Here is a 24,464-nt window from a genome sequence, read left to right as displayed (position 1 = left end):
GTGGAGCTGCAGCGTGCGGGACCGGCGGACGTCGACGCGGCGCGCGCCTTCCTCGCGGCCGCCGACCTCACGCTCGCCGGGATCGACTCCCCCTCCGTGCGCCTCTGGCTCGAGCGCGACCGGAGCGGTCGCGTCGTCGGCAGCACCGGCTGGGAGCCGAGTACCGACGGAAGCCACGCTCTGATCCGCAGCGTGGCGGTGGCCTCGGACCGCCGAGCGTCCGGCGCGGGGAGCCGCCTCGCCCGCCACGCTCTCGCCGACGCCGCTCGGAGCGGTGCCCGACGCGCCTGGCTCTTCTCCCGCAGATCCGGCCCCTTCTGGCGGTCGCTCGGATTCGAGCCCGCCGATCGCGACGAGCTCGCGGCCGCCCTGGCCGGCACCCATCAGGTGCGGCTGTTCACCGAGTCGGGGCAGCTCGGCCGCGAGGTCGCCTGGTCGCGCGCGCTCCGGTCGGATGGCGACGACGGCCCGGCCGATCCGCCGGTCGGCGCCGCCCTGAGCACCCCCGCGACCACGGATCCGCCCACGGCGAACCATTAGGGGATGAGTCCCCCGCGTGCCAGGATGGACCGTCAAACCCCCCTGCTATCCCCTTGGGAGCCCCTCCGGCATGTGCGGAATCGTTGGGATCGTGTCCTCCGGACCGGTCAACCAGTCCATCTACGACAGCCTCTCCCTCCTGCAGCACCGCGGCCAGGACTCGACCGGCATCGCGACCGCCGACGGCAGCACCCTGCACATCAAGAAGGCCGCGGGACAGGTCCGCGAGGCGTTCCGCACCCGCGACATGCGCTCGCTGCTCGGATCCATGGGCCTCGGCCACGTGCGCTACGCGACGAAGGGCAACGCCGAGCGCGAGGAGGAGGCCCAGCCGTTCTACGTGAACGCGCCGTACGGCATCATCCTCGTCCACAACGGCAACCTCACGAACACGCGCGAGCTCACCGAGGAGCTCTTCCGCATCGACCGCCGCCACCTCAACACCACCTCCGACACGGAGCTGCTGGTCAACGTGCTGGCGAACGAGCTGCAGGCCTCGATGTCGGGCCGCGACCTCGACGCCGACGAGGTGTTCGACGCCGTCGCCCGCGTGCACGAGCGCGTCGAGGGCTCCTACGCCACCATCGCGCTGATCGCCGGCGTCGGGCTGCTGGCGTTCCGCGACCCCTTCGGGATCCGCCCGCTCATCGTCGGCCGCCGCAGCAACACCGGGGCGCCGGACGACTGGGTCGTCGCCTCCGAGTCGCTCGTGCTCGAGGCGCAGGGCTTCGAGATCGTCCGCGACGTCGCTCCCGGCGAGGCGGTCTTCATCACCCCCGACGGCCGGATGGCCAGCCGCCAGTGCGCGAAGGACCCGCGACTCATCCCGTGCTCGTTCGAGTACGTCTACCTCGCCCGCCCCGACTCCGTGATGTCGGGCATCTCGGTCTACGAGGCGCGCCTGCGCCTGGGCGACCGCCTCGCCGACACCATCGCGCAGTACACCCCGGGCGGAGCGATCGACGTCGTCATGCCGATCCCCGACTCCTCCCGCCCCGCCGCGATGCAGGTCGCGCAGAAGCTCGGGATCGAGTACCGCGAGGGCTTCTACAAGAACCGCTACGTCGGCCGGACGTTCATCATGCCCGGGCAGGCGGTCCGCAAGAAGTCGGTGCGGCAGAAGCTCAACGCGATGTCGAGCGAGTTCAAGGGCAAGAACGTCCTGATCGTCGACGACTCGATCGTCCGCGGCACCACCTCCAAGGAGATCGTCGACATGGCCCGCGCGGCCGGCGCGAACACGGTCACCTTCGCGTCCGCCGCGCCCCCCGTGCGCTACCCGCACGTGTACGGGATCAACATGCCCTCGCGCCAGGAGCTCGTGGCCCACAACCGCCGCATCCCCGAGATCTCGGAGGCGATCGGCGCCGACCAGCTGATCTACCAGGAGGTCGCCGACATGAAGGCGGCGATCCTCGAGGGCTCGGACGTCACCGACCTCGAGACCAGCTGCTTCACCGGCGAGTACGTCACGGGCACCGTCACCCCGGAGTACCTCGACTGGGTGGAGCGCACGCAGCTGAGCTGAGCTCTGCACAGCGCCGGGCGCGACGCAACGGGTGCCGCGGATCCTTGCGCCGCTCCATGATCGGAGGGTGCGCGGCCCCGCGCGCATGCACCCGAGGAGTCCCCCGTGATCTACCGAATCCTTCCGTTCCTGCTCACCTTCGTGGCCAAGAAGATCTCGAAGTCGCAGAAGGCCAAGCGCGCCGCCGCCAAGCGCCCGACGTCCACGACGAGCAGCAGCCGCCGCTCCTCGTCGCGCCGGGGACGCTGACGCCGCGGTCCCGTCCGCGAGCACGAGCCGCGGGCGGGACCCTCAGCGCAGGGCGGAGTGCCGCGGCCGCAGGGCGGCGCGCCTCCGCCGGCTAGACCCGGTCGGACCCCGTCCGCGGGTCGTCCTCGTCGGACGTCGTGCGCACGTCGGGCAGGGCCTCCTCGGCCACGGGCTCCTCGGCCGCGTCCTCGCGCTCGACGATCCGCTCGGCGGTGGTCCGGACGACCTTCCGGCCGACGACCCGGTCGAGCAGCACCACGACAAGCCCCGCGAGAGCGCCGAACAGCGTCACGAAGAGCAGCAGGCTGAAGCCGAAGACCTGCCCGCGGGAGAAGCCCTGCGTCTCGGGCAGCGCGAAGGTCAGCACGAAGGCCGCGATCGCTCCGAGCCCGACGCCGAGGGTCAGGATGCGCCAGACGCGCGGGGAGCGGCGGACGTCGACCTCTTCGCGGGTGACCTCGGGGCGGGCGGGATCGCTCATGCCTCCATTCTCCCCCGTGCGGGCGAGGGCACGGCACCGTGATCGCTCAGAGCGCGTGCACCAGCCGGCCCGCCTGCGCGCGCAGCTCGCGGACGACGGTGCGGACCGAGAGCCGCTCCGCCCGGTCCGGCCGCATCAGCGCGACGATGTGCCGCACGGAGTTCACTCCGCGGAGCGGCTTCACCACCACTCCCGCGCCGCCCGCCGTGTAGCGCGGGAGCACCGCGATGCCCAGGCCCGCCGCGACGAACGCCTCCGTCACTCGGGTCGACGCGAAGCGCTGCTCCACCCGCACCGCCTCGCCGGACGCGGTCTCGATGTCCTGCATCACGCGCTCGAACGGGAACCCGTCCGGGACGCCGATCCAGGTCTCGCCGACCAGGTCCGCCGCCGAGACCGTCGCCCGGTCCGCGAGGCGGTGCCCGGCCGGCAGGCCGATGTCGAGGGGCTCGACCATCAGCTCCGCCATCGCGAGTCCGCGGCCGGCCCAGGCGCTTCTGCCGGTGGGCGAGTGGGCGAGCACGATATCGAAGTCGGCGGTCAGGTCGGCGAACTCGTCGGTGCCGGGGTCCGCGTCCTCGCACTGCACGACGAGTCCCTCGACGCTGCGGAGCGCGACCAGCGCGTTCGGGAGGAGCATCTGGCCCGCGGTGGGGAAGGTCGCGATGGTGACCTCGCCGATCGGGTTGTTCTTGAACGTCTGCCAGACGGCGTCGGCCCGCTCGAGCGCGATCGCGATCTCGGTGGCGCTCCGGGCGAGCTCGCGTCCCGCCGCCGTGAGCACCACGCCGCGGCCGGAGCGCTCGATCAGCGGCACGCCGGCCTCGCGCTCGAGCACCTTGAGCTGCTGCGAGACCGCGGAGGGCGTGCGGTGCGTCGCCTCCGCCACGGCCGTGATCGAGCGGCGCATCGAGAGCTCGCGGAGCAGTTCCAGCCGTCGCACGTCCATGTAGAGAAACTACACGTCAGGGCAAGAACAGTTCGATTGTCCTACGGAACACCGGGCCGGACACTGGACGTTGTACACAGCATCCCGGCGGATCGATCAGAAGCCGCCGCAACGAAAGGCAGAACACTCATGAGCATCGCAATCCTCGTCGTCCTCAGTGGCCTCGCCGCATGGGGCACGGTGTCGACGGTGCTCGTCGCCAGCCGCGACGGCTACCGTCAGGTCCCCGCGCAGCACTGAGCCCCGCCGCTCCGCGACAGCACCTCATCGCGTTCCGACGCCGTCTCCCGATCGGGAGGCGGCGTTCTCGCGTCTCCGGGGGCTGTTGCCGCTCCTCGGGGAGCGCCTCCCCGCCACAGCTCCCGGCGGTCGACCATCGGCTCGCCCCGCACACGACGACGGGCCCCCGACCGGAGTCGAGGGCCCGTCGTGCGCGCGGTGCGGCTACTTCGCGGCGGTGCGGCGGCGCAGGCGCGCGACCGTCATGCCCAGACCGAGCAGCAGAGCGGCGATCCCGGCGGCGAACGCGGGGGTCGCGTCCACTCCGGTCTCGGCGAGGTGGTGCGAGCCGGCGACCGGAGCAGTGGTCGGCGTCGGCGCGGGGCCCGTGATGGGCGGCGTGGTCGGCGCGGGCGTCGGCTCCGTGGTCGGTCCGGGAGTCGGGGTGCCCGCTCCGGCGCCGGCCGCGACGGCGAAGCCGACGCTGATCTCGGTGCCGGTGGTGTCGAGCGCGAACGTCGCGGTGTGCGCGCCGCCCGCCAGGCTCTCGTCGATCGGGACCGAGAAAGAGGCGCGACCGGTCGAGTCGTCGGTGACGGCCCGGGTCGGGTCGATCGTCGCGGTGCCGACGACGGTGCCGTCGACGCTCGCGGTCACGGTGGTGTCGGCCGCGGCTCCGGTGCTGAACAGGAGCGAGGAGAGGTCGACGGTCATCGTGTCGCCGACCGCGTACTCGCCCGAGTCCGGGACGTTGTCGGTCAGGCCGATCGTGCGCTGCACGGGGTCGGGGCTGACGGTGCCGAGGTCCTGGATGTAGCCGACGAAGGCGTCCAGGTCGATGCGGCCGGAGTCGGCCGTGCCGGTGCCCTCGGTGAAGGTGCTGAAGCCGTCGCCGCCGCTCGCGAGGAAGCTGCTGGTCACGACGGTGAAGGTCGCGGCCGGGTCGATCGGCTCGTTCTGGAAGAACACCTGCGAGATGCGCGAGCCCTCGGGCGCCGTGGCGTCGAAGACGTAGGTGAGGTCCTTCGAGGTGGAAAGGTTCAGCTGCGGGTGGCTGGAGCTGCCCACCCACTGCTCCTCGAGCAGGTCGGAGATCTGCTCGCCGGTCAGCTGCAGGGTCACCAGGGTGTTCGCGAAGGGCTGGGCGTCGGAGGCCTCGGCGTAGGTGACCACGCCGTCCGCGTCGCCGGGCTGGTCCGGAGTCGCGGTGTAGGAGAGGTCGTCGCGCAGGCCGCCCGCGTTCGAGAAGGCGATCTGCGTGCCGAGCTCACGGGTGGCCCAGAGCTGAGCGTCCGAGACGAGGTTGCCGAGGGTCGACTCCGAGCCGCGGTTGGTCGTGGTGCCGTCCGGGCGGTAGGCGCGCGAGATGTCCTCGGTGATGGTGCCGACCTTCACGCTGCCCTCGCGGACGGCGACGGCCTGGGCGTCGGCGACGATGGTCTCGACCTCGGGGTCGGGCTCGAAGGCGCCGACGACGATCGTCTTGGCCGGGTCGTCCGAGGCCGGGTCGTCGACGACCTTCGTCAGCGGCACGACCTCGCTGGTGAGCGAGGTGAGCTGCTTGGTCGCCGGGTCGACGGTCAGGGACATGCGGCCGATGTTCTCGGCGTAGCTGCCGGTCTGCGACACGACGGTCGGGAAGGCCCGGCCGGCGTCGATGCCCGCGTTGTACTCCTGGTGGCTGTGGCCCGAGACGATCGCGTCGACGTTCGGGGCGACCGCGTTGACGATCGCGCCGAACTTGGGGTCCGCCTCCGGAGTGTTCAGCTCGGCCGCGTCGGCGTCGGCTCCCTCGTGCAGGAGCAGGACGACCACGTCGGCCTCGTCGTTGGCGGCGTCGCCGTCCTGGAGCTGCGCGGCGACCTCGTTGACGTTCTCGGCGATGGGCTCGATGGAGAGCGTCGAGATCGTGGCGGGGCTGACGAGCTTGCCGAGGTCCTCGGTGATCGCGCCGATGAAGGCGACGGAGACGCCGTCCTGCTCGGTGATCACGTACGGGGAGTAGGCGCGCTCGCCGGTCGCGGTGTCGTAGAGGTTCGCGTTCACGTAGGGGAACGCCGAGGCGTCCACGACGCGGCCGTCGACATCGGCGCGGCCCTGGTCGAACTCGTGGTTGCCCAGCGTGCTGACGTCGAGGCCCATCGCGTTGAGCGAGTCGAGCGTGGGGATGTCGCCCTGCACCTTCGACACGAAGGTCGAGGCGCCGATGTTGTCGCCGGCCGAGACGAACAGCGTGTTCGGGTTGGCGGCGCGGTAGGAGTCGACGGCGCCGGCGAGCACGGCGGCTCCGGCGACGGCGCGGTCGGCGGCGAGCCGCCCGTGGAAGTCGTTGATCGAGAGGATGTCGATGGCGACATCGCCCTCGGCCGCCGCGGCGGGCGTGGCGCCGAGGAGGGCCGCTCCGGCGACGGCGCCGACGGCGGTCGCGGAGAGGAGTCGGGTGAGGCCGCGTCGGCCCGGGGAAGTACTGCGCATCGTGAAGGGGACTCCAAGCATCGAGCGGTGGATCCGGAGAGGATTCGTGCCGCGTGAGGGGGTTATTCCCAGACAACCCGACGGCGGACCCCAGGTCAAACGTTCCGACGACGGCTCGCCGCCGCGTTTACGAAAAGTTAACTCGCCGACGCTCAGCCGACGCGCAGGATGGGGAGGAACGGCGTGAGGTCCGCGCGCACTCCGGAGGCGTGGATCCGCCCGCTCGCGAGGCCCTCGCTCCACGGCAGGGAGCCTGTCGCGAGCGGCAGCCAGGTCGCCGCGTCCATCTCGATCACGTTCGGCGGAGTCCCGCGGGTGTGACCCGGTCCCTCGACGCACTGGGCCGCGCCGAACGGCGGAACGCGCACCTCGACGCTGCGTCCGGGGACGTTCGTCTCGATGATCTGCAGGAGGAACCGCACCGCCGTCGCCGTCGTGTTCCGGTCCGCTCCTCCGGCGAGCGCCGCCCGCACCGCGGACTGCCCGCTCGCCTCATCGATCCTGCCCTTGGCCATGCATCCATCCTGCCGCCGCCGCTCGCTCCCGGAGGCCTCCCGCGGGGCTCCGCCCGGCGTGTCGGCGTCCGCAGCGCCGCCCTGCGGAGGAGGACGTCACAGGGACCAGCCCCGGGGCGGGGCGCCCTATCCTGTCAGGGTGAAGATCCTCGTCCTCGGTTCGGGTGCCCGTGAGCACGCCATCATCACGGCTCTCCTCGCGGAGGAGGAGCACCACGAGATCATCGCGGCGCCCGGCAACGCCGGCATCGCGCGCGACGTCGAGGTCATCCACTTCGACACGAACAGCCCCCGGCTGGTCAGCGACTTCGCGGTGGAGCAGGGCATCGAGCTCGTCGTCATCGGCCCCGAGGCGCCCCTGGTCGCCGGAGTCGCCGACGCGCTCCGCAAGCGCCGCATCCCCACCTTCGGCCCCGACCGGGCCGCCGCCGCACTCGAGGGCTCGAAGACCTTCGCGAAGCGCGTGATGGACATGGCCCGGGTGCCCACCGGCCGCGCGACCCGCGTCTCCACCCTGGTCGACGCGACCCGCGCCATCGACGAGTACGGACTCCCCTCGGTCGTCAAGGCCGACGGCCTCGCCGCGGGCAAGGGCGTCCTGGTGACGGAGTCGCGCAGCGCGGCGATCGCGCACGCCGAGTTCTGGCTGCAGTCCGGCGACGTCCTCATCGAGGAGTTCCTCGCCGGCCAGGAGGTCTCCCTCTTCCTCCTCTCCGACGGCCACGACGTCGTCCCCCTCTCCCCCGCGCAGGACTTCAAGCGCCTGGGCGACGGCGACGAAGGGCCGAACACCGGCGGCATGGGCGCCTACTCCCCGCTCCCCTGGCTCGCCGACCGCTGGGAGAGCGAGCGCGCCTTCGTCGACGAGGTGATCGACACGGTCGCCATCCCGACCATCCGCCAGCTCGAGCGCGAGCGCACCCCCTTCGTCGGACTGCTCTACTGCGGCCTCATCGTGACCGACGCGGGCCTGCGCGTGATCGAGTTCAACGCCCGCTTCGGAGACCCCGAGACCCAGGTCGTCCTCCCCCGCCTCGCCTCCCCGCTGTCCGCGCTGCTGCACGCGGCGGCCACCGGCGCGCTCGCCTCCGTCCCGTGGCCCGCGTTCACGGACGAGGTCGCCGTCACCGTCGTCCTCGCGAGCGAGGGCTACCCCGAGAACGCCGTCACCGGACGGACCATCACCGGACTCGACGCGGCGGCGGACGTCCCCGGCGTCACCATCGCCCACGCTGCGACCCAGCTGGTCGACGGGAGCTTCGTCGCCACCGGCGGCCGCGTGCTCAACGTCGTCGCACGCGGCGCCGACTTCGCCGAGGCGCGGGAGCGGGCGTACCGCGCGCTCGACCTGATCCACCTCGACGGCGGGGTGTATCGGAGCGACATCGCGGCGAAGGTCGCGCAGTAGCGCGACCTCCGACGCGCTGTCGGCCACGCCGCTCCCCGCGCGGCGTGGCGCGGTCGGCTGGGAGAGTGGCCGGGTCTCGGAGACCGGGGAGCGTTCGGCGCGTCCGAAACGCTCGGCACGCGTTCCGGTCGACGCCTCGAGGGTGGCCGGGGGTGGGGTGGATCCGCGCTCGGACTCGGACCTCCGCGACACGGGCTCGCGGCGGAGGTCGGTCGCCACGCAGGGGGCGGGTCAGGCCAGGGTGCGGAGGGCCTCGGCGAGGTGGGGGTGCGCGAAGGTGAAGCCGGCGTCCTCGAGGCGGGCGGGCACGACCCAGCGGGACTTGAGCAGGAGCTCGGACTCGGTGCGGAGCACGAGCGTCGCGGGCTCGAGGACGAAGCGCGGAGCCGGCACGCCGATCCGGCGGCCCACGGCGGCGCGGAGCAGCCGGGAGAGCTCGGTGTTGTCGCTCGGATTCGGCGACGCGAGATTCACCGGCCCGTCGAGGGTCGACTCCTCGAGGAAGCGGATCGACCGGTGGACGTCCTCCACGTGGATCCAGCTGAAGTGCTGACGGCCGCGGGTTCGCCGGTGCTCGTGGTGCACGCCGGCCTCCCGGCGGGCGCGCGTCGAGGGCCACGGCCCGTCGAACTGAGGACCGCCGAGGCCGAGCCGCGCCAGCCGCAGCAGGATCGCCGTCGCCGGACCGTCTCCGAGCACGATGGACATCCGCAGCGCCACGCGCCGCACGCCGGGCGTCTCCCCGGCGAAGAACTCCGACTCCCACGCCCGCGCCACGTCGACCGAGAAGCCCTCGCCGAGCGCGCCCTCGTCCTCGGTGTTCGCCCGCTCCTCCTCGTGCCGGTAGATCGTCGCCGTGCTCGCGTTCATCCAGACCGGCGGAGGAGTCGCGGCCGCCGCGACCGCGCGGTGCAGCTCCGCGGTGGTCGCCACGCGCGAGCGGAGGATCTCGGCCCGGTTCGCCGCGGTGTACCGGCAGTCGACGCTCTTGCCGGCCAGGTTCACCAGGAGGCGCGAACCGTCGAGCACCCGGGTGATGCCGGCGGTGTCGCCCCAGCGCGCGTCCGGCCCGGAGCGGCCGATCCTCCGCACCGTCCAGCCGTCGGCGGCGAAGCGGCGGGCGAGGTCCGTCCCGAGGAATCCGCTCGCACCGGCGAGGACGACGACAGGGTCAGCGGTGCTGCTCATCGCCCCATCGTGCCGCACGGCGCCGGAGTCACGGGGAGGACTCGTCGCAGGCGCGCTGCCGGGATGCGAGGTGGGTGGAGGCGGGCCTCGATCAGCCGCCGAGCGACCCCGCACCACGGAGCAGCCGCGCCGCGGCGAGCGCCCCGGCCAGCCGCTCGGCGAACCCCGGCGGCACCTCGGCGGGCAGCGCGTCGACCGGCCACCAGGCCACGTCGTCGCTCTCGTCGCTGACCGTCACGGGAGCGTCCGGATCGGCGATCGCGCCGTAGCCCACGTCCCAGTGTCGCGAGCAGCGGCCGAAGCCGTCGCCGAGCGCGTGCCGGTCGAGGTCGAGGGGCAGGACGCCGAGCGGCTGCAGTCGTGCCGCTCTGCTCTCCTCCCGCGCCTCGCGGAGGGCCGCGTCGGCCGTGGAGTGGTCGCCGGGCTCGACGTGACCGCCGAGCTGCACCCAGAACCGGCCCTTGCGGTGGAAGCAGAGCAGCACCTGCGCCAGATTCGGCGAGAGCACGAAGCAGCTCGCCGTGACGTGCTCGGGGCCGCCGTCGCGCTCGAGCGCCGGCTCGCCGCGCTGCTCGAGGAACGCCAGGTACTCGTCCCGCAGGTCCGCGAGCGCGCCCGCGTCCCACTCCCGCAGCTCGTCCGCCAGCCGCGTCCCTCGCTCCCCCGTCACGCGATGGACCCTACCTCCCCTCCGTGAGCTGCCCCTCCGGTGCGCGACACGGCGTGCGTGGCGTACCGGAGCGGCAGCTTCCGGGGAGGGAGGAGGGACGGGAGCGTCAGACGGAGAGGCCGGAGAGGCCCTCGCGGTCGACGCGGCGGTGGAAACGCATGCCGGCGAGACCGCCGAGCACGGCGCCGACCAGCGCGACGACCAGGGCGGCGAGCGCCGTCACGACCGCCGCGGCCGTGGCGTCGCCGGCGTCCAGGGGGATCGTCGGGAAGCCGCTCACCGCGGAGAGCGCCTGGCTGCCGCCGGTGATCGCCGAGACGATGCCCACGACGATCGCGACGACGACCGCCCAGGCCCACACTCCGACGCCCTGCTTCGCTCCGCTGAAGCGGGCCATGCGGCCGGCCACGTAGCCGCCGCAGTAGTAGGCGACGAGGAGGATGACCAGCAGTGCGATCGCGCCCGCCCAGCCGAACGCGGCGGGGTCGGCCGCGAGGTCGCCGGTGACGTCCTGGGTGCCGATGACGGCGGCCCCGATCGCGGTGACGAGGGCGGTCAGGAGGACGGCGAGTCCGGTGGCGGCGAGCCAGCCGAAGAAGGCGCAGCCGATCTTGAAGCCGCCGAAGCGGTCGCGCTCGCGCTGGTGGATGTCCTTGCGCGCGGCCGCACGGGCCTGCTTCGCCTCGGCGGAGTCGGGGTCGACGGGCGCGCGGTGCTCGGGCGCCGAGTGGGCCGAGTCGGAGCGGTCCGTCGAAGCGGAACGGTCCGGAGTCGCGGAGCGGTCCGTCGCCGCAGCCGCTCCCGTGTCCCCCGCGGAGTCGATGCGCGCCGTGCCGCCCGCCGCCGAGCCCTCTGCCCGTCGCGGCAGTCCGCCGTCAGCCGGATCCCTGTCTGTCGTGCTCATGTCGAACCTCCTGGCCGAGCGCCCCGAAGAAGGGCGACACGCTCAGTCAAGACCCAGGGAGCCCTCGGTGTCGCGGGCTTGACGACACGACGGAGGGGTCCGGGCGTCAACCCCCTGCGCCCCCTCCCTCCCACCCGCTTGCATGGAGGCACCGACCGACGACACGAGAGGGAGAGTCATGACTCCGGAATCCCCCGAGCAGACACCGCCCGGCACCGAGGCCGAGCTGACGCCGAAGGCCGACCACGGCGAGACCAGCTACCGCGGCACCGGCCGCCTCAGCGGCAAGGTCGCCCTCATCACGGGCGGCGACAGCGGCATCGGCAAGGCCGTCGCGATCGCGTTCGCGCGCGAGGGCGCCGACGTCGCGATCTCGTACCTCGACGAGCACGACGACGCCGAGGACACCGCCAAGTGGGTCCGGGAGGCCGGCCGCGAGGCGCTGCTCCTCCCCGGCGACCTGCAGGACCCGGCGCACTGCCGCGCCGTCGTCACCGAGACCGTCGAGCGCTTCGGCCACCTCGAGGTGCTCGTCAGCAACGCCGCCTTCCAGATGAGCCGCGAGAGCGTCACCGACATCCCGGACGAGGAGTGGGACCGCACGATCGCGACGAACATCAGCGCCTACTTCCACCTCGTGAAGTCGGCGCTGCCCCACCTGAAGGAGGGCGCGTCGATCATCGCGACGAGCTCGGTGCAGTCCGACCAGCCGTCGTACCAGCTGCTTCCCTACGCCGCCACGAAGTCGGCGATCCTCAGCCTCACCGCCTCGTTCGCGCAGGCGCTCGGCGAGAAGGGCATCCGCGCCAATTCCGTCGCGCCCGGCCCGATCTGGACGCCGCTCATCCCCTCGACCATGCCGGAGGAGGCCGTCGCCGAGTTCGGCGAGCAGGTCCCGCTGGGCCGCCCCGGGCAGCCGGCCGAGGTGGCCCCCGCCTACGTCCTCCTCGCCTCCGACGAGGCGAGCTACATCAGCGGGTCGACGATCGCCGTCACCGGCGGGAAGCCGATCCTCTGATCACGCTCCAGGGCACCGCTCACCCGCAGGATTCCGCGATAGGTTCCTGCGGGTGAGTGTGCACATCCGCAGCATCGAGACGGCGGTGCCGACCACGGTCCTGCGCCAGTCCGAGGTGCGCGACCTCTTCGCGTCCCAGCCCGCGATGACCCGGCTCGGGTCCCGCCTGATCGGCGCGGCCTTCGACGCGTCCGGGATCGACACCCGCAGCACGGTGGTCGACGAGCTCGACCGGGTCGAGCGGGAGGGTGCGAGCGTCTTCTACGACGCGGGGAGCGGCCTGGTGCTCGACCCGGGGACGGCCGCGCGCAACGCCGTCTACACCGAGCGCGCTCCCGAGCTCTTCACGGAGGCGGCCCGCCGCGCCCTCGCATCCGCGTCGATGACGGCCGAGGACGTCACCCACGTGGTGACCGTCTCCTGCACCGGCTTCTACGCTCCGGGGCCCGACTACCAGCTGGTCCGCCGCCTCGGCCTCGCGCCCTCGACGCAGCGCTTCCACCTCGGCTTCATGGGCTGCTACGGCGCCTTCCCCGGCCTGCGCGCCGCCCGCCAGTTCTGCGAGGCCGACCCGGAGGCGGTCGTCCTCGTCGTCGCGGTCGAGCTGTGCACCATCCACCTCACGAGCTCCAACGACCCGGAGCAGATCGTCGCGACCTCCGTCTTCGCCGACGGCGGTGCGGCGGCCGTCGTCACCGCCCGTGAGGCCGCGCCCGGCACCCCGGTGCTCGAGCTCGACGCGCTCGCCACGACGCTCACCGACGAGGGCGAGACCGAGATGGCGTGGACGATCGGCGACCACGGCTTCTCGATGCGGCTGAGCACTTACGTGCCCTCGATCATCGGAGCGAACATCGAGGCGGCCGTCGCCCCGCTGCTGGCCGGCGCCGAGGTCGAGCGGAGCGACGTGCAGCGCTGGGCGATCCACCCCGGCGGCCGCAGCATCCTCGACAAGGTGCAGGCCTCGCTCGCCCTCAGCGACGAGCAGCTGGCCCCGTCGCGCGAGGTTCTGCGCACCAACGGCAACATGTCGAGCGCGACCGTCCTCTTCATCCTGCGGCGCCTGCTGCACGGCGAGGCGGCCGACGGCGAGCGGGTCGGCGCGATGGCGTTCGGGCCCGGCCTCACCGTCGAGCTCGCGCTGCTCACCAAGCGGGGCGGGGAGTGACTCCGCGAGCCCCTCTCGCGCCGGACCTGCGCCACCGCGAGGTCTCCGAGCAGGAGCTGATGGACGACCCGGACTGCGACCGGACCCTGCTCGACGCCACCTACGCCCGCTTCGGCACCGTGAACCGGCTGGTCTCGGGGTGGCGGGGCCTCTACCGCTCGCGCCTGCGTCCGCTGCTGCGGCCCGACGAGCCGTTCCGCCTGCTCGACATCGGCTCCGGAGGCGGCGACGTCGCCCGCTCCCTCGCCGGCTGGGCCCGCGAGGACGGCCTCCGCCTGGCGATCACCGCCGTCGATCCGGACGAGCGCGCCTCCGCGTTCGCCACGTCCACGCCCGCGCCGCCCGGAGTCGAGTTCCGCCGCGCGAGCAGCGCCGACCTGGTCGCCGAGGGCGAGCACTTCGACCTGGTGACCTCCAACCACGTGCTGCACCACCTGTCGCCGGACTCACTCGCCGACCTGCTCGCCGACAGCGAGCGCCTGGCCCCGCGCGCCCTCCACAACGACATCGAGCGCTCGCGGCTGGCCTACACGGCCTACCTGCTGGCCACACGACCGATCGCGGCCGGCTCGTTCCTCCACTACGACGGGTCGCTGTCGGTGCGGCGCAGCTTCACCGCCGCCGAGCTGCGGGCGGTGGCGCCCGAGGGGTGGCGGGTCGAGCGCGCGGCGCCCTACCGGCTGCTGCTCGCGCGGGGCGAGGTGTGAGGACGCGGCGGAGGGCGAGCGCTTCCGGTCCGCTCTGGCTGCGCGCCGCCGCTGTCAGCTACTCCGCCAACTGCGCCCTCGGCACCGCCGTCGCCACCGGCGCTCTCCGCACGGGCCGCTGGCACTGGATCCATCACGCGCTCTACATCTGCACGTCGACGCTCACCGCTCTGGCCTGGGCGACGCTGCGGCGGTCGGACACCCGCGCCGCGTCCGCGCTGGCTCCCGCCGCCGTCCCGCTGGCGGTGATCCCCTTCGCCGGGACGCACGGACGCCGGCACCCGGTGATCGCGCTGGCGGCGGCTCCGTTCGTGCTCGCCGCTCTCGGGCGGACGCGGCGGCCGGCGCGGCGCCGAGGAGTGCTCCAGCGTCTCAGGGCCGGGTCAGCCCTGCGCTGACGCGCCCCGGCTTCTAGCGCGGGGGCTCGACGTCGCGGTCGGGGTCGGAGCGGTACGAGCGCAGCGCCTGCCAGCCGGCGATCGCGAGGATCAGCGCGCCGCAGAGCATCGTCAGCAGATTCGGCACCGAGAAGCCGCTGCCCACGACCGAGTTGATGCCCGCGCCGAGCACGAACACACCTCCGAGAAGGTAGAAGATGACCCTCGTCTTCACCGTTCCACCGCTTCCCTCGAGTCTGCACAGGACCCTCGATGGTACCGCGCGCGCCCCGGGCCGCCGCCGTTCCCCCCTCTGCGCGATCGATCGGGGCAGGATCGAGGCATGGAGTTCCTCGATGTCGTCCGGCGCCGGAAGACCACCAACGGCGCGTTCCTGCCCGACCCCGTCTCCGAGGAGCACCAGCGGCTCCTGATGGAGGTGGCCGGCCGGGCGCCCTCGCAGCTCAACAGCCAGCCGTGGCGGTTCGTGCTCGTCGAGGAGCGCGAGTCGATCGACCGGATCGCCGCGATCAGCGGCGAGAGCATGACCACCGCGATGTCGAACGGCACGTTCTTCGAGCGCTACAAGCCCTACTTCCGCTTCAGCAGCGAGGAGATGGAGCAGCGGCGCGACGGGATGCTGTTCGACAAGCTGCCGGCTCCGCTCCGCCCCTTCACGAAGCAGGTCTTCACGAAGCGCGGGCAGTTCCTGATGAACTCCCTCCGCGTCCCGCAGACGCTCGGCGAGGAGAACCGCCGGCTCGTCGCGGGATCGCCGCTGCTGCTCGGCGTGATGCTCGACCGCTCCGAGTACCGTCCGGGCGAGCTCTCCTCCTTCTACTCGGTGTTCAGCATGGGCGCCGCGATGGAGAACGTCTGGCTGAGCACGGTCGAGCTGGGGATGGGCATCCAGTTCGTGTCGTTCCCGATGGAGGTGCCGGGAGCGTGGGCGCGGATCGAGTCGCTGCTCGCCGTGCCCGACGAGCTGGAGCTGATGGCGGTGTACCGGCTCGGCTACCTGCCTCCGGAGCAGCGGCGGCCGGCGATCGACTGGTCCTCGCACCAGCGGAAGCTTCCGTCGCAGTACGTCTTCCGCGGCACCTGCGCGACTCCGCAGGAGGGGTGGGACGCGCCGGCCGGGCCGTGACGGGATCCTGAGCGGCGCGGCCGGCAGCCGGAGGTGCCCGCACTCGCTCCCGGGCCGGCCCCGGCCGACGGGAGATCCGCGACGGAGCATCGACTCTCGCTACATGCGTCGGCTAACGTGGCGCCCAGCACGCCCGGCAGTGGTACGTCCCGTCCGCGGGACTGTCAATGGGGGTCCGGCGTGTCTCCCGCCCGATTCCCCGCACCGGGGTCCGAGCAGATACCGTCCCCCGAGGAGCCGTCCGCCAGGGCCGGCCCGATGAACGAAGGGGGCCCGTGGCCACGCTCATCTACGGACCGCAGAACCTCGAGATCGAATTCGAGGAGCGCGTCCTCGCGCACCTGAAGGTCGCCGTCCTCTCGAAGCTGCGCCGCAACGAAGCCTTCTCGCTCTCGTGGATGGAGGACGCCTCCACCGGACACGGCCGGAGCTCCGTCTGGCTGCACCCGTCGGTGCCGCTGCACTTCCGCTTCACCGAGGCGCACCAGCCCAAGCTCAACCGCGCGTGGATCGAGCAGATGCTCAGCGTCGCCAGCATGCACGGCGAGCTCTCGGTCCTGCCGGAGCCCGAGGAGCAGCGCCAGGGCTCCTGAGCCCTGCCGCTCCAGGGGCCCCGCTGCCCCCTGATCGCGCGGCCGTCAACCCCGTCCCCTCTGCGGGGACGCGAAGTGCCGTCGAGAAGACGTCCCCGGAACCATCGGCGGACGTCGACGGACGGAGACGACCATGACGGACACCGCGCGAGCGACCGGCCTGCCCACCCTCACCCCGGTGCGGACGCTCCGCAAGGAGCAGCCGATCGAGCCGCGCCGCGTGCCGGACTCCGTCTCCGTCGACTCCCAGCCGGTCATCGGCTGCCGGATCGACGTGAGCGGCCGCTCCTTCGTCGTCGAGCTCGACATGGCCGGCATCTTCCTGCGCCAGGTGCGACGGAGCCTGCGCGAGGGCGAGGGCGGCCTCGTGCTGCTGCGCCACGTCGACGGGATCGAGATGATCCCGTTCTCGCGCGCGACGCCGTTCGACGTCTCGGACATCGTCTGCCCCGAGGGCGTCGAGCCCGCGGACGCCCGCTCGGCCCTGGGGCTCCGCGACCGCTGATCCGCGACGGGCGGGGTGCTCCGCCCCGCGCCCGCCGCTGAGCGGGGTCAGACGGGCAGCGACGCCTCGATCAGGTCGACGATCCGCGGGTCGTCGGGCTCGACCGTCGGGCGGAACCGGTGGACCGTGCCGTCGGCCGTGATCAGGAACTTCTCGAAGTTCCACTTCACCCGGCCGGCCTTGCCGTTCTCGTCCTCGGCCTTGGTGAGCTCCGCGTAGAGCGGGTGCGCCGAGCGGCCGTTGACGCGGACCTTCTCGAACATCGGGAAGGTGACCCCCCAGGTCGTCGAGCAGTACGCCTTGATCTTGTCCTCGTCGCTCAGCTCCTGGAGGAACTGGTTGCTCGGGAAGCCGAGGACCGTGAATCCGCGCTCCCCGTAGCTCTTCTGCAGGGCCTCGAGCTTCTCGTACTGCGGGGCGAGGCCGCAGCGGGAGGCGACGTTGACGATCAGCCGCACGGGCGGGTAGTCGGCGAGGGTCGACGTGGTGCCGTCGATCGTGGTGAGGGGGATGTCGGCGATCGTGTCGGGCACGGAGGGCTCCTTCGGACGTGGTGCGTCGACGCTACTCCCCGCCGCCGAGGGAACCCCGAGTCGTGGAGGCGGCTCGCTGCGGGTTCCCGCGACGGTCCGGGGTTCCCTCGGCGCGCACCTGCCTCCACCATGGGGGGATGGCCGCCTCGCAGCAGATCGTCTCGGTCGGCGGGCGGAGGCTGCGGCTGACGAACCTCGACAAGGTCGTCTACCCGGAGACGGGCTTCACCAAGGCCGACGTGCTCTCCTACTACGCCTCCGTCGCCTCCGCGATGCTGCCCCATCTCGCGCGCCGCCCGGTCACCCGGAAGCGCTGGGTCGACGGAGTGGGCACCGCCGAGCATCCGGGCGAGGTCTTCTTCGAGAAGAACCTCCCCTCCTCCGCCCCCTACTGGCTGAGCCGGACCCGGCTCACGCACTCGTCGCGCGACGTCGAGTACCCGCTGGTCGACGACGTCGCCGGGCTCACCTGGCTGGCGCAGCAGGCGGCGCTCGAGCTGCACGTCCCGCAGTGGCGGGTGGGCTCCGACGGCGAGCGCCGTCCGCCCGACCGTCTCGTGCTCGACCTCGACCCGGGCGAGGGGGCGGGCCTCGCCGAGTGCGCCGAGGTCGCGTTCCTCGCCCGCGACCTGCTGGAGGGGATGGGGCTGGCTCCGCTGCCGGTGACCAGCGGAAGCAAGGGGATCCACCTCTACTGCCCGCTGGACGCCTCCGCCTCCAGCGACCAGATCTCGGCGGTCGCGCACGAGCTGGCGCGCGCGCTCGAGTCGGACCACCGCGACCTCGTCGTCTCGGACATGAAGAAGACCCTGCGCGAGGGCAAGGTCCTCGTCGACTGGAGCCAGAACAGCGCGGCGAAGACGACCATCGCCCCCTACTCCCTCCGCGGGCGCCTCCGGCCGGCCGCCGCCGCGCCCCGCACGTGGGAGGAGCTGGGCGCCGAGGACCTGCGCCACCTGTCGCCCGACGAGGTGGTGGAGCGGCTGCGGAGCGACGGCGACCTCCTCCGCCCGCTGCTCGCCGCCCGCGGTGCCGGGCTCGAGCCGACCCCGGAGAGGATGGCGGGCTTCGCCGCGACGGACGCCTCCTCCGACCGCCTGGCGACCTACCGCAGCATGCGCGACGCGTCGAGGACGCCGGAGCCTGTGCCCGAGGCGGCGTCCGCGGGCACCTCCTCGGGCGACTCCTTCGTCATCCAGGAGCACCACGCGCGGCGCCTGCACTACGACTTCCGGCTCGAGCACGACGGCGTCCTGGTCAGCTGGGCGGTGCCGAAGGGCCCGCCGCTGGAGGGCGACCCGAACCGGCTCGCGGTGCAGACCGAGGACCACCCCCTCGAATACGCGACCTTCGAGGGCACGATCCCGGCCGGCGAGTACGGCGGCGGCGAGGTGCGCATCTGGGACGAGGGCACCTACGCGCTCGAGAAGTGGCGCGAGGGGAAGGAGGTGATCGCGGTGCTGACCGGCCGCCCCGACGGCGGGCTCGGCGGCGAGCCCCGCCGCTACGCCCTGCTGCACACGGGCTCGAGAGAGAGCGCCGAGAAGAACTGGCTCCTGCACCTGATGGCGCCGGGTCCCGCTCACGGGCACGGGACGCAGCGACGGGGCCGGGCGACCGCGTCCGCCGCGTCGCCCGCTCCCCGCCCCGCACCCTCCGCCGACCGCCCGGCCGAGGACTCCGCTCCGCGCCGCCACCGCCCCATGCTCGCCACGGCCGGACGCCGCGGCGACGTGGACCCGGGGGCCGCGATCGAGATGAAGTGGGACGGCTACCGCGCTCTCGTGCGGGTGCAGGGCGGCACCGCGACCCTCACGAGCCGCAACGGCAATGACCTGACCGCGGCGTTCCCCGACCTGCTCGCCCCGCTCGCCGAGGCCGCCGCCGACGCCGTGCTCGACGGCGAGATCGTCGCCCTCGACGCTCGCGGGCGCCCCGACTTCGGCGCCCTGCAGACCCGCGGCGGGCTGACGAAGCCGCGCGAGATCGAGGCGGCCGCCCGGTCCACGCCGGTGCACCTGATGGTCTTCGACCTGCTCGAGCGCGCAGGAGACGACCTGACCGGGAGCGACTACGACACCCGTCGCGCGGCACTGGTCGAGCTCGTCGCCGAGAACGAGCGCGTGCACGTCCCGTCCGTGTTCGACGGCGACCTGGAGGAGGCGATGGCCACCAGCCGCGCCCTCGGCCTCGAGGGCGTGGTCGCCAAGCGCCGCGACTCGCGCTACCAGGAGGGCAGCCGCTCGCGCGACTGGATCAAGCTCACCCACCACCGGCTGCAGGAGGTCGTGATCGTGGGCTGGCGCGAGGGCGACGGCGGCCTGCAGGGCTCGGTCGGGGCGCTGCTGACCGCGATCCCCGGCGAGGACGGGCTCGCCTACTCCGGCCGTGTGGGCACCGGCTTCAGCGACCGCGAGCGCCGCGGACTGGTCGACCGCCTGGCCGAGCACGCCACCGAGGAGCCCGCCGTCTCCGTCCCTCCGCTCGAGTCGCGCGGCGTGCACTGGGTGTCGCCCGTCCTGGTCGGCGAGGTCCGCTACCGCGAGCGCACCGCCTCCGGGACCCTCCGCCAGCCGGTCTGGCGCGGCTGGCGCGCCGACAAGGCCGCCGAAGACGTCCGCGTGGAGGAGCCGGGCAGCTGATCCTCCGGTCTTCCGACGGAGAGGCCAGGGAACGCGGCTCGCGCCGCCGATCCACTGCGGCCCCGGGCACCTCAGTCCAGGCGCACCCCGCGCAGCAGGAGGAGGGTCGCGCCGACCGCGGCACCGGTGCCGATGAGGACGCCGCCCGCTCCGGACGCCGCCGCGAGGACGCCGAGGAGGCTGGGCAGGGCGATCAGCCCGAGGCGGTTCCCGGCCAGGCGCAGCGCGAGGGCGCGGCCGTGGCGGTCGGCGGGGGTGCGCTCGATCAGCCACGACATCGTGATGGGCTGGCCGATCCCGAGGCCCAGGCCGAGGGCGGCGACCGCGACGAAGAGGAGCACGGTCGGCGCGGGCAGGGCGACCAGCACCAGGCAGAGCGCCGAGATCAGGATGCCGCCCACCATCACCCGAGTGCGCCCGAGCCGGGCGGTGGCCGCACCGAGGAGGAGCCGCGAGGCCATCGACGCGAGCGCGCGCACGGTGAGGAGGGCCCCGACGACGCCGGCCGGGAGCCCTCGCTCGGCGCCGAGGGCGGGGAGGTAGACGACGGTCAGGTCGACGGCGGCGACGACGGTCGCGCTGGTCAGCAGGGCGCGCGCGAGGCCCGGCACCCGGAGGAGACCGAGCGTCGAGCCCGGAGCCGCCGCCCCCTCCGCCGCGGGTCCTCGCGGGGACGGGCTGCGGATCCCCGCCGTCGAGACGAGCAGCAGCACCGCGAGGATCCCGCCCACGAGGAACAGCGGCGCCGGGTCGGGCCGCACCGAGCCGCCCGCGAGCACCGGGATGAACGCGGGCCCGATCGCCTGCCCGAGCGACGCGGCGAACGTGTAGTAGCCGAAGCGGCTGTCGAGACGCGTCCCTCCGGTGCCGCCCGCGACGACGGTCTGCTGCCCGACCACGCAGCCCAGGTGCCCCGCGCCGAGCAGGGCGATGCCGAGGAGCAGCCCCGCGACGCTCCCGCCCGCCAGGAGCAGCACCGCGGCCGCTCCCACCGCGACGAGCGAGCCGACGGCCATCACTGCCCGAGCGCCGACCCGGTCGACCAGCCCGCCCACCGGCAGCGCGATCAGCAGCGGCACCAGCGCGAACGAGGCGCCGAGCGCCCCGAGCGCCCAGGCCGGCACGTCGAGCCGGATCGCCTGGTAGACGGCGGCCGGCCGGAGCAGGAACGCGACGGCCTGGATGAGCACGGCGTGCGCGAGCAGGGACGGAGTCGCCAGGCGGTTCCGCACGCGCGCTCCTTCCCGCGGCGCTCGGCCGAGCACCCGCTCCCCCATCCTCCTCCCGGTGCCGCCGCCGAGTCGCCCGGGAAGGATCGTCCTGCCCCTCGAGAACAGGCCTTCTCGAGCGACTCAGCTCTGCGGCGGCGTCGAGGGGAGCGCGTGCGCGGGCAGGGTGCCGAGGCGGTGCCGGCCGCGGAGGAGGAACCAGGCCAGGCCGATCCCGACGACCGCGGCGATCACGACGACCGCACTCCAGCGCAGCTCCTCCCCGTAGACCTCGACGCGCGGCCACGCGAGGTCGATCGTCATCGCCGCGCCCCAGAGCACCGCGACGACGTTCACCGGCAGGCCCGCGCGGCCGAGCGAGAAGCGCCCGGGCGCGGCTGCGGGCCACCGGCCGCGGAGCCGGGCGATCAGCAGCGGCACCGTCACCAGCAGGTAGGCGAGGTAGATCAGGATGACCGCCACGCTCGTCACGGCCGTGAAGATCGCCGGCGTCCCGATGTTCACGACCAGGATCAGCACCGCGAGCACCCCCACGACCAGCGCCGGCGCCACCGGGGTCCCGCGCCGCGGGTCGACGCGGGCGAGCACGCGGCTGCCGGGCAGGGCGTTGTCGCGGGCCATCGCGAAGATCAGCCGGATGCCCGCCGTGTGCACCGCCAGCGCGCACACGGTGATCGCGACGACCACGCAGAGCAGGAGGACCGATCCGAGGGGCCCCCCGAGCACCTGCAGCACGATCCGCTGCAGCCCGCCCGACGCCTGCCCGAGCGCCGGGTCGGCGAGGTCGGGCGCCGAGAGGATGCCGAGCAGCAGGATGAGGCCGCCGAGGACGAAGGAGGCGGTCACCGCCCGCAGGATCGCCGTCGGCGCGGTCCGGCGCGGATCGACCGTCTCCTCGCCGAGCGAGCCCGCGGTGTCGAACCCGTACATCACGTACGCCGACGCGATCGCGGCGATGAGGAACGCGCCGGCGTACCCGCCCGGCGTGCTCCCGCCGTAGCCGCTGGTGTCGAGCAGCACGGTCGGCGGATGCACCACGTTCACCGCGAGCACCGCCACCAGCAGCACCGCTGCGACGAGCTCGATCAGCACGCCGACGCTGTTGATCCGGGCCATCAGCCGCACGCCGCGCGCGTTGACCGCGGTGGTGAACGCGATCAGGACCGCTCCCCAGACCACCGCGCTCACCCCCGCGGAGCCGCCGAGCTGGAACCCGCTCCAGATCTGCGGGAGCGTCGCCTGGTACGCCAGCACGACGGCCGCGAGCGTGACCACGGACGCGGTGGCCATCAGCCAGCCCGCCAGCCAGCTCACCGTCGGCCCGGCGAGGCGCTTGCTCCAGTTGTAGACGGAGCCGGCGACCGGGTAGCGGGCGGCGAGCTCGGCGAAGCACAGCGCGACCATGAGCTGCCCGGTGAACACGATCGGCCAGGACCACCAGTAGGCGGGACCGCCGAGCGCGAAGCCGAAGGAGAAGAGCTGGAACGTGCCGGTCAGGATCGAGATGTAGCTCACGCCCGCGGCGAAGCTGCCGAAGCGGCCGATCCCGCGGGTGAGGGAGGGGCGGTACCCGAACTCAGCGGTCCCGTCGTCGACGTCCTCGGTGGTGCTCATCGGGCTCCCCCTCGCGGGCGCGCTCGTCGCACCGAGGTCAGGATGCCAGCCGCCGCCCGGCCGCACGACTCCCCCGTCCCGGGCGTCCGTCAGCGGGTGCTCAGCGCTCGCCCCGCTCCCGGTGCACAGGACTCGGGCGGCCCACGCGGACGGGAGCGGCGTCAGCCGTGCGCCGCGAGCCGAGTGCGCTGGGGCACCAGGAGCTCGAGCAGCTCCTCGACCCCGTCGACCCGCTGCGGCTCGACCGGGTGCCCCGGTCCGCACGGCTTGTAGGCGGGCGGATCCACGTTCAGGACGTGCCCGACGGGCCGCCCCTTCTCCCAGACCGTGAGGAGGAAGGCCCCATCCCGCTCGTCGGGGGCGCCGATCTCGAAGACCCGGCCGCGCACGATGGCGCACTGCGGCTCCTTGCGCGCGAGGCGCACCCAGAAGGGATGGTCTCCGATCATCGTGCCCGTCCTCCCCGGCCGGCCCGCGGCCGTGCCCGTAGCGGTCGACCGGTGATCGTGTCGTCGGCGACCCGCAGGGCCACGGTACGTCCGCCTCCCCTCAGCCGATCAGGGGGTTCACTGCGGAGCCTCGCAGTGGTAACGGACGCCGGTCGCGCCCGGACGCGCACCACGGGGAACCACTCACCGCTCGGAGGAGTCCTCGTAGTCGGCACCACTGGTCAGCTCGCCGTCGCCGGGCTGCACGGGATGCTCGCCGGTGAGCGCGTCGATCCGCTCGCGCAGCCGAGCCACCTCCGCCGCGTTGTCCGGCTCGGGCAGGTCGCTCGGCGTGGTCTCGACGATGAGGGCGGCCGCGGCGTTCACGAGGAAGGTGGCGTCGACCGTCCCGCCGTCGGCGCCGATCCCCGTGTACTCGACGGTGTCGGCCGCGCCCTTCGCGGCGAGGGCGACGGCGTACTCGACGAGCGCGTCGGCCGCCTCGTCCCCCACGAGGATCGTCTTGTCGGCGAAGAGGATGTGCTTCATGCCGTCCATGCTCGGCAGTGCCGGCTGCGTGGAGGGAGAAGGTTGACAGAGGACCGCCGCTGACGGAAGACCTGGACAGGTCGAGCAGAGAATGGCAGACCGGGTTGTCGGATCCCTCCGGTCTGCGGAAGGGTGGTGGCAACGGTGGGGCGCCTGCCGACCGGAGATCAGGGGCTGGAGACGCCGATGGGGAAGCTGCACTACGACGGGACCGTCGAGATCGAATTCGAGGACCGCGTGCTCGCGCACCTGCAGATCGTCATCACCGCGAAGCTGCGCCGCAACGAGTCGTTCCTGCTCAGCTGGCGCGACGACCACAGCATGGGCGACGGCCGCAGCGCGATCTGGATCCACCCCTCCCACGCGCTCCGCTACAAGTACTTCGGCGGCCGGATGCCCCGCATCAACCCCGCCTGGATCTCCGCGCTCACCGACCTCGCGAACTCCGCGGGCGGGCTGTACGTGATCTCGGAGCCCGCCGAACCGGTGCGTCCTCCGGCGAAGGGCGATCAGCTGTGAAGCGCATCGACCTGATCTACAACGGCACCGCCTACACGGTCAACAACAGGAGCCTCGACGAGTTCCGCGCCGAGGTCGAGGCCGCCCTGGCCTCCCCGACCCCGCAGTGGCTGACCGTCAACTACGGCGAGGGTCGCGCGAACCCGGCGCTCCCCCTCATCACGCCGTACACCCCGCTGTCGATCATCACGAACGACTTCGACGAGCTCAACGCAGAGTACGAGTAGCGGCGGACCTCCGAGAGGTCAACCACGTCGTCCGGTCGATCCGCGCCCCGTACCGTCGGGCAGGACCTCGTCGACGTCGTGC

27 protein-coding genes are annotated in these 24,464 nt (G+C 73.2%); 14 read left to right on the top strand and 13 right to left on the bottom strand.

From position 1 onward, the window contains the following. The 3 genes from C5C59_RS11260 to C5C59_RS17320 all read left to right on the top strand — a co-directional run bounded on the left by C5C59_RS11260 (nucleotide 1) and on the right by C5C59_RS17320 (nucleotide 2,317). Nucleotides 1–540: a GNAT family N-acetyltransferase gene (locus C5C59_RS11260; protein ID WP_104238721.1), complete on the top strand. Its 540-nt coding sequence runs from the start codon at nucleotides 1–3 to the stop codon at nucleotides 538–540. A gap of 70 nt (nucleotides 541–610) precedes the next feature. Beyond that, on the top strand, nucleotides 611–2,068 hold the full coding sequence (gene purF / locus C5C59_RS11255) for an amidophosphoribosyltransferase (RefSeq protein WP_104223766.1): 1,458 nt from the start codon (nucleotides 611–613) through the stop codon (nucleotides 2,066–2,068). A 105-nt stretch (nucleotides 2,069–2,173) separates the two neighbouring features. Continuing rightward, a complete protein-coding gene (locus C5C59_RS17320) occupies nucleotides 2,174–2,317 on the top strand; it encodes a hypothetical protein (RefSeq protein WP_181065538.1) in 144 nt (47 codons plus the stop codon). 91 nt (nucleotides 2,318–2,408) lie between these two features. On the opposite strand, the gene C5C59_RS11250 is transcribed toward C5C59_RS17320, so the two are convergent. The 4 genes from C5C59_RS11250 to C5C59_RS11235 all read right to left on the bottom strand — a co-directional run bounded on the left by C5C59_RS11250 (nucleotide 2,409) and on the right by C5C59_RS11235 (nucleotide 6,956). Next, entirely contained in the window at nucleotides 2,409–2,798 is a 390-nt protein-coding gene (locus C5C59_RS11250; RefSeq protein WP_104233832.1) for a hypothetical protein, read from the bottom strand. Nucleotides 2,799–2,844: 46 nt separating this feature from the next. Further along, a complete protein-coding gene (locus C5C59_RS11245) occupies nucleotides 2,845–3,747 on the bottom strand; it encodes a LysR family transcriptional regulator (RefSeq protein ID WP_104238722.1) in 903 nt (300 codons plus the stop codon). A gap of 444 nt (nucleotides 3,748–4,191) precedes the next feature. Further along, on the bottom strand, nucleotides 4,192–6,441 hold the full coding sequence (locus tag C5C59_RS11240; protein ID WP_181134885.1) for a bifunctional UDP-sugar hydrolase/5'-nucleotidase: 2,250 nt from the start codon (nucleotides 6,439–6,441) through the stop codon (nucleotides 4,192–4,194). Between the two features lie 152 nt (nucleotides 6,442–6,593). After that, on the bottom strand, nucleotides 6,594–6,956 hold the full coding sequence (locus C5C59_RS11235; protein ID WP_104223770.1) for a sterol carrier family protein: 363 nt from the start codon (nucleotides 6,954–6,956) through the stop codon (nucleotides 6,594–6,596). Between the two features lie 139 nt (nucleotides 6,957–7,095). Between C5C59_RS11235 and purD the strand changes: the two genes are divergently transcribed. Next, a complete protein-coding gene (purD, locus tag C5C59_RS11230) occupies nucleotides 7,096–8,364 on the top strand; it encodes a phosphoribosylamine--glycine ligase (protein WP_104238724.1) in 1,269 nt (422 codons plus the stop codon). A gap of 231 nt (nucleotides 8,365–8,595) precedes the next feature. On the opposite strand, the gene C5C59_RS11225 is transcribed toward purD, so the two are convergent. From C5C59_RS11225 to C5C59_RS11215, 3 genes are all read right to left on the bottom strand, one after another. After that, nucleotides 8,596–9,552, bottom strand: a complete 957-nt coding sequence (locus C5C59_RS11225) for an epimerase (protein WP_104238725.1) — start codon at nucleotides 9,550–9,552, stop codon at nucleotides 8,596–8,598. Nucleotides 9,553–9,643: 91 nt separating this feature from the next. Further along, nucleotides 9,644–10,222: an NUDIX hydrolase gene (locus tag C5C59_RS11220; protein ID WP_258062733.1), complete on the bottom strand. Its 579-nt coding sequence runs from the start codon at nucleotides 10,220–10,222 to the stop codon at nucleotides 9,644–9,646. A gap of 106 nt (nucleotides 10,223–10,328) precedes the next feature. Continuing rightward, on the bottom strand, nucleotides 10,329–11,126 hold the full coding sequence (locus C5C59_RS11215) for a hypothetical protein (RefSeq protein ID WP_104251272.1): 798 nt from the start codon (nucleotides 11,124–11,126) through the stop codon (nucleotides 10,329–10,331). 178 nt (nucleotides 11,127–11,304) lie between these two features. Between C5C59_RS11215 and C5C59_RS11210 the strand changes: the two genes are divergently transcribed. From C5C59_RS11210 to C5C59_RS11195, 4 genes are read left to right on the top strand one after another with little or no spacing between them, the layout of a single operon-like run. After that, nucleotides 11,305–12,144 carry an SDR family oxidoreductase gene (locus C5C59_RS11210; protein ID WP_104239006.1) on the top strand — a complete coding sequence of 280 codons (840 nt, stop codon included), beginning with the start codon at nucleotides 11,305–11,307 and terminating at the stop codon, nucleotides 12,142–12,144. A gap of 52 nt (nucleotides 12,145–12,196) precedes the next feature. Then, complete coding sequence (locus C5C59_RS11205; protein ID WP_104239007.1) at nucleotides 12,197–13,312, top strand: type III polyketide synthase; 1,116 nt, start codon at nucleotides 12,197–12,199, stop codon at nucleotides 13,310–13,312. Then, the gene (locus tag C5C59_RS11200; RefSeq protein ID WP_258059460.1) at nucleotides 13,309–14,019 is read left to right on the top strand and encodes a class I SAM-dependent methyltransferase; all 711 of its coding nucleotides are present in this window, start codon (nucleotides 13,309–13,311) and stop codon (nucleotides 14,017–14,019) included. Before C5C59_RS11205 ends, C5C59_RS11200 begins: the two co-directional genes overlap by 4 nt. After that, nucleotides 14,016–14,417, top strand: coding sequence for a hypothetical protein (locus tag C5C59_RS11195; RefSeq protein ID WP_104239008.1), 402 nt, complete (start codon nucleotides 14,016–14,018; stop codon nucleotides 14,415–14,417). The genes C5C59_RS11200 and C5C59_RS11195 overlap by 4 nt, the downstream gene beginning before the upstream one ends. Before the next feature lie 13 nt (nucleotides 14,418–14,430). On the opposite strand, the gene C5C59_RS11190 is transcribed toward C5C59_RS11195, so the two are convergent. Continuing rightward, nucleotides 14,431–14,631, bottom strand: a complete 201-nt coding sequence (locus C5C59_RS11190) for a hypothetical protein (protein WP_104223776.1) — start codon at nucleotides 14,629–14,631, stop codon at nucleotides 14,431–14,433. A gap of 108 nt (nucleotides 14,632–14,739) precedes the next feature. Between C5C59_RS11190 and C5C59_RS11185 the strand changes: the two genes are divergently transcribed. From C5C59_RS11185 to C5C59_RS11175, 3 genes are all read left to right on the top strand, one after another. Beyond that, on the top strand, nucleotides 14,740–15,543 hold the full coding sequence (locus C5C59_RS11185; RefSeq protein WP_104239009.1) for a nitroreductase family protein: 804 nt from the start codon (nucleotides 14,740–14,742) through the stop codon (nucleotides 15,541–15,543). Between the two features lie 275 nt (nucleotides 15,544–15,818). Further along, a complete protein-coding gene (locus C5C59_RS11180; RefSeq protein ID WP_244229547.1) occupies nucleotides 15,819–16,136 on the top strand; it encodes a hypothetical protein in 318 nt (105 codons plus the stop codon). 133 nt (nucleotides 16,137–16,269) lie between these two features. Further along, nucleotides 16,270–16,641, top strand: a complete 372-nt coding sequence (locus tag C5C59_RS11175) for a hypothetical protein (protein WP_104239010.1) — start codon at nucleotides 16,270–16,272, stop codon at nucleotides 16,639–16,641. Nucleotides 16,642–16,688: 47 nt separating this feature from the next. On the opposite strand, the gene C5C59_RS11170 is transcribed toward C5C59_RS11175, so the two are convergent. Then, nucleotides 16,689–17,174, bottom strand: coding sequence for a glutathione peroxidase (locus C5C59_RS11170; RefSeq protein WP_258062731.1), 486 nt, complete (start codon nucleotides 17,172–17,174; stop codon nucleotides 16,689–16,691). 137 nt (nucleotides 17,175–17,311) lie between these two features. Between C5C59_RS11170 and C5C59_RS11165 the strand changes: the two genes are divergently transcribed. Continuing rightward, complete coding sequence (locus C5C59_RS11165) at nucleotides 17,312–19,816, top strand: ATP-dependent DNA ligase (protein ID WP_104239011.1); 2,505 nt, start codon at nucleotides 17,312–17,314, stop codon at nucleotides 19,814–19,816. 71 nt (nucleotides 19,817–19,887) lie between these two features. On the opposite strand, the gene C5C59_RS11160 is transcribed toward C5C59_RS11165, so the two are convergent. The 4 genes from C5C59_RS11160 to C5C59_RS11145 all read right to left on the bottom strand — a co-directional run bounded on the left by C5C59_RS11160 (nucleotide 19,888) and on the right by C5C59_RS11145 (nucleotide 23,636). Then, the gene (locus C5C59_RS11160; protein ID WP_258061331.1) at nucleotides 19,888–21,048 is read right to left on the bottom strand and encodes an MFS transporter; all 1,161 of its coding nucleotides are present in this window, start codon (nucleotides 21,046–21,048) and stop codon (nucleotides 19,888–19,890) included. A 120-nt stretch (nucleotides 21,049–21,168) separates the two neighbouring features. Continuing rightward, the gene (locus C5C59_RS11155; protein ID WP_104239013.1) at nucleotides 21,169–22,659 is read right to left on the bottom strand and encodes an APC family permease; all 1,491 of its coding nucleotides are present in this window, start codon (nucleotides 22,657–22,659) and stop codon (nucleotides 21,169–21,171) included. Nucleotides 22,660–22,820: 161 nt separating this feature from the next. Continuing rightward, nucleotides 22,821–23,108 carry a hypothetical protein gene (locus C5C59_RS11150; protein ID WP_104239014.1) on the bottom strand — a complete coding sequence of 96 codons (288 nt, stop codon included), beginning with the start codon at nucleotides 23,106–23,108 and terminating at the stop codon, nucleotides 22,821–22,823. 183 nt (nucleotides 23,109–23,291) lie between these two features. Continuing rightward, on the bottom strand, nucleotides 23,292–23,636 hold the full coding sequence (locus C5C59_RS11145) for a hypothetical protein (RefSeq protein WP_146079592.1): 345 nt from the start codon (nucleotides 23,634–23,636) through the stop codon (nucleotides 23,292–23,294). A gap of 186 nt (nucleotides 23,637–23,822) precedes the next feature. Here C5C59_RS11145 and C5C59_RS11140 point away from each other — a divergent pair, with 186 nt between their 5' ends. Beyond that, complete coding sequence (locus tag C5C59_RS11140) at nucleotides 23,823–24,155, top strand: ATP-dependent DNA ligase (RefSeq protein WP_104239016.1); 333 nt, start codon at nucleotides 23,823–23,825, stop codon at nucleotides 24,153–24,155. Then, the gene (locus tag C5C59_RS11135) at nucleotides 24,152–24,382 is read left to right on the top strand and encodes a hypothetical protein (protein WP_104239017.1); all 231 of its coding nucleotides are present in this window, start codon (nucleotides 24,152–24,154) and stop codon (nucleotides 24,380–24,382) included. Before C5C59_RS11140 ends, C5C59_RS11135 begins: the two co-directional genes overlap by 4 nt. Nucleotides 24,383–24,464 lie beyond the last annotated feature (82 nt).

The organism is Rathayibacter sp. AY1F4, assembly GCF_002931775.1.
In the GTDB taxonomy this organism is placed as follows: domain Bacteria; phylum Actinomycetota; class Actinomycetes; order Actinomycetales; family Microbacteriaceae; genus Rathayibacter.
The sequence above is the reverse complement of the archived record's forward strand: the minus strand, read 5'-3'. Positions and strand labels throughout refer to the sequence as shown.

What these genes read in the sequence shown, in the direction of transcription:
- C5C59_RS11210 (WP_104239006.1), top strand. Translation starts at nt 11,305, where the DNA reads ATGACTCCGGAATCCCCCGAGCAGACACCGCCCGGCACCGAGGCCGAG.
- C5C59_RS11225 (WP_104238725.1), bottom strand. Translation starts at nt 9,552, where the DNA reads ATGAGCAGCACCGCTGACCCTGTCGTCGTCCTCGCCGGTGCGAGCGGA.
- C5C59_RS11155 (WP_104239013.1), bottom strand. Translation starts at nt 22,659, where the DNA reads ATGAGCACCACCGAGGACGTCGACGACGGGACCGCTGAGTTCGGGTAC.
- C5C59_RS11165 (WP_104239011.1), top strand. Translation starts at nt 17,312, where the DNA reads ATGGCCGCCTCGCAGCAGATCGTCTCGGTCGGCGGGCGGAGGCTGCGG.
- C5C59_RS11150 (WP_104239014.1), bottom strand. Translation starts at nt 23,108, where the DNA reads ATGATCGGAGACCATCCCTTCTGGGTGCGCCTCGCGCGCAAGGAGCCG.
- C5C59_RS11215 (WP_104251272.1), bottom strand. Translation starts at nt 11,126, where the DNA reads ATGAGCACGACAGACAGGGATCCGGCTGACGGCGGACTGCCGCGACGG.
- C5C59_RS11185 (WP_104239009.1), top strand. Translation starts at nt 14,740, where the DNA reads ATGGAGTTCCTCGATGTCGTCCGGCGCCGGAAGACCACCAACGGCGCG.
- purF (WP_104223766.1), top strand. Translation starts at nt 611, where the DNA reads ATGTGCGGAATCGTTGGGATCGTGTCCTCCGGACCGGTCAACCAGTCC.
- C5C59_RS11240 (WP_181134885.1), bottom strand. Translation starts at nt 6,441, where the DNA reads ATGCGCAGTACTTCCCCGGGCCGACGCGGCCTCACCCGACTCCTCTCC.
- C5C59_RS11145 (WP_146079592.1), bottom strand. Translation starts at nt 23,636, where the DNA reads ATGAAGCACATCCTCTTCGCCGACAAGACGATCCTCGTGGGGGACGAG.
- C5C59_RS11140 (WP_104239016.1), top strand. Translation starts at nt 23,823, where the DNA reads ATGGGGAAGCTGCACTACGACGGGACCGTCGAGATCGAATTCGAGGAC.
- C5C59_RS11175 (WP_104239010.1), top strand. Translation starts at nt 16,270, where the DNA reads ATGACGGACACCGCGCGAGCGACCGGCCTGCCCACCCTCACCCCGGTG.
- C5C59_RS11245 (WP_104238722.1), bottom strand. Translation starts at nt 3,747, where the DNA reads ATGGACGTGCGACGGCTGGAACTGCTCCGCGAGCTCTCGATGCGCCGC.
- C5C59_RS11250 (WP_104233832.1), bottom strand. Translation starts at nt 2,798, where the DNA reads ATGAGCGATCCCGCCCGCCCCGAGGTCACCCGCGAAGAGGTCGACGTC.
- C5C59_RS11235 (WP_104223770.1), bottom strand. Translation starts at nt 6,956, where the DNA reads ATGGCCAAGGGCAGGATCGATGAGGCGAGCGGGCAGTCCGCGGTGCGG.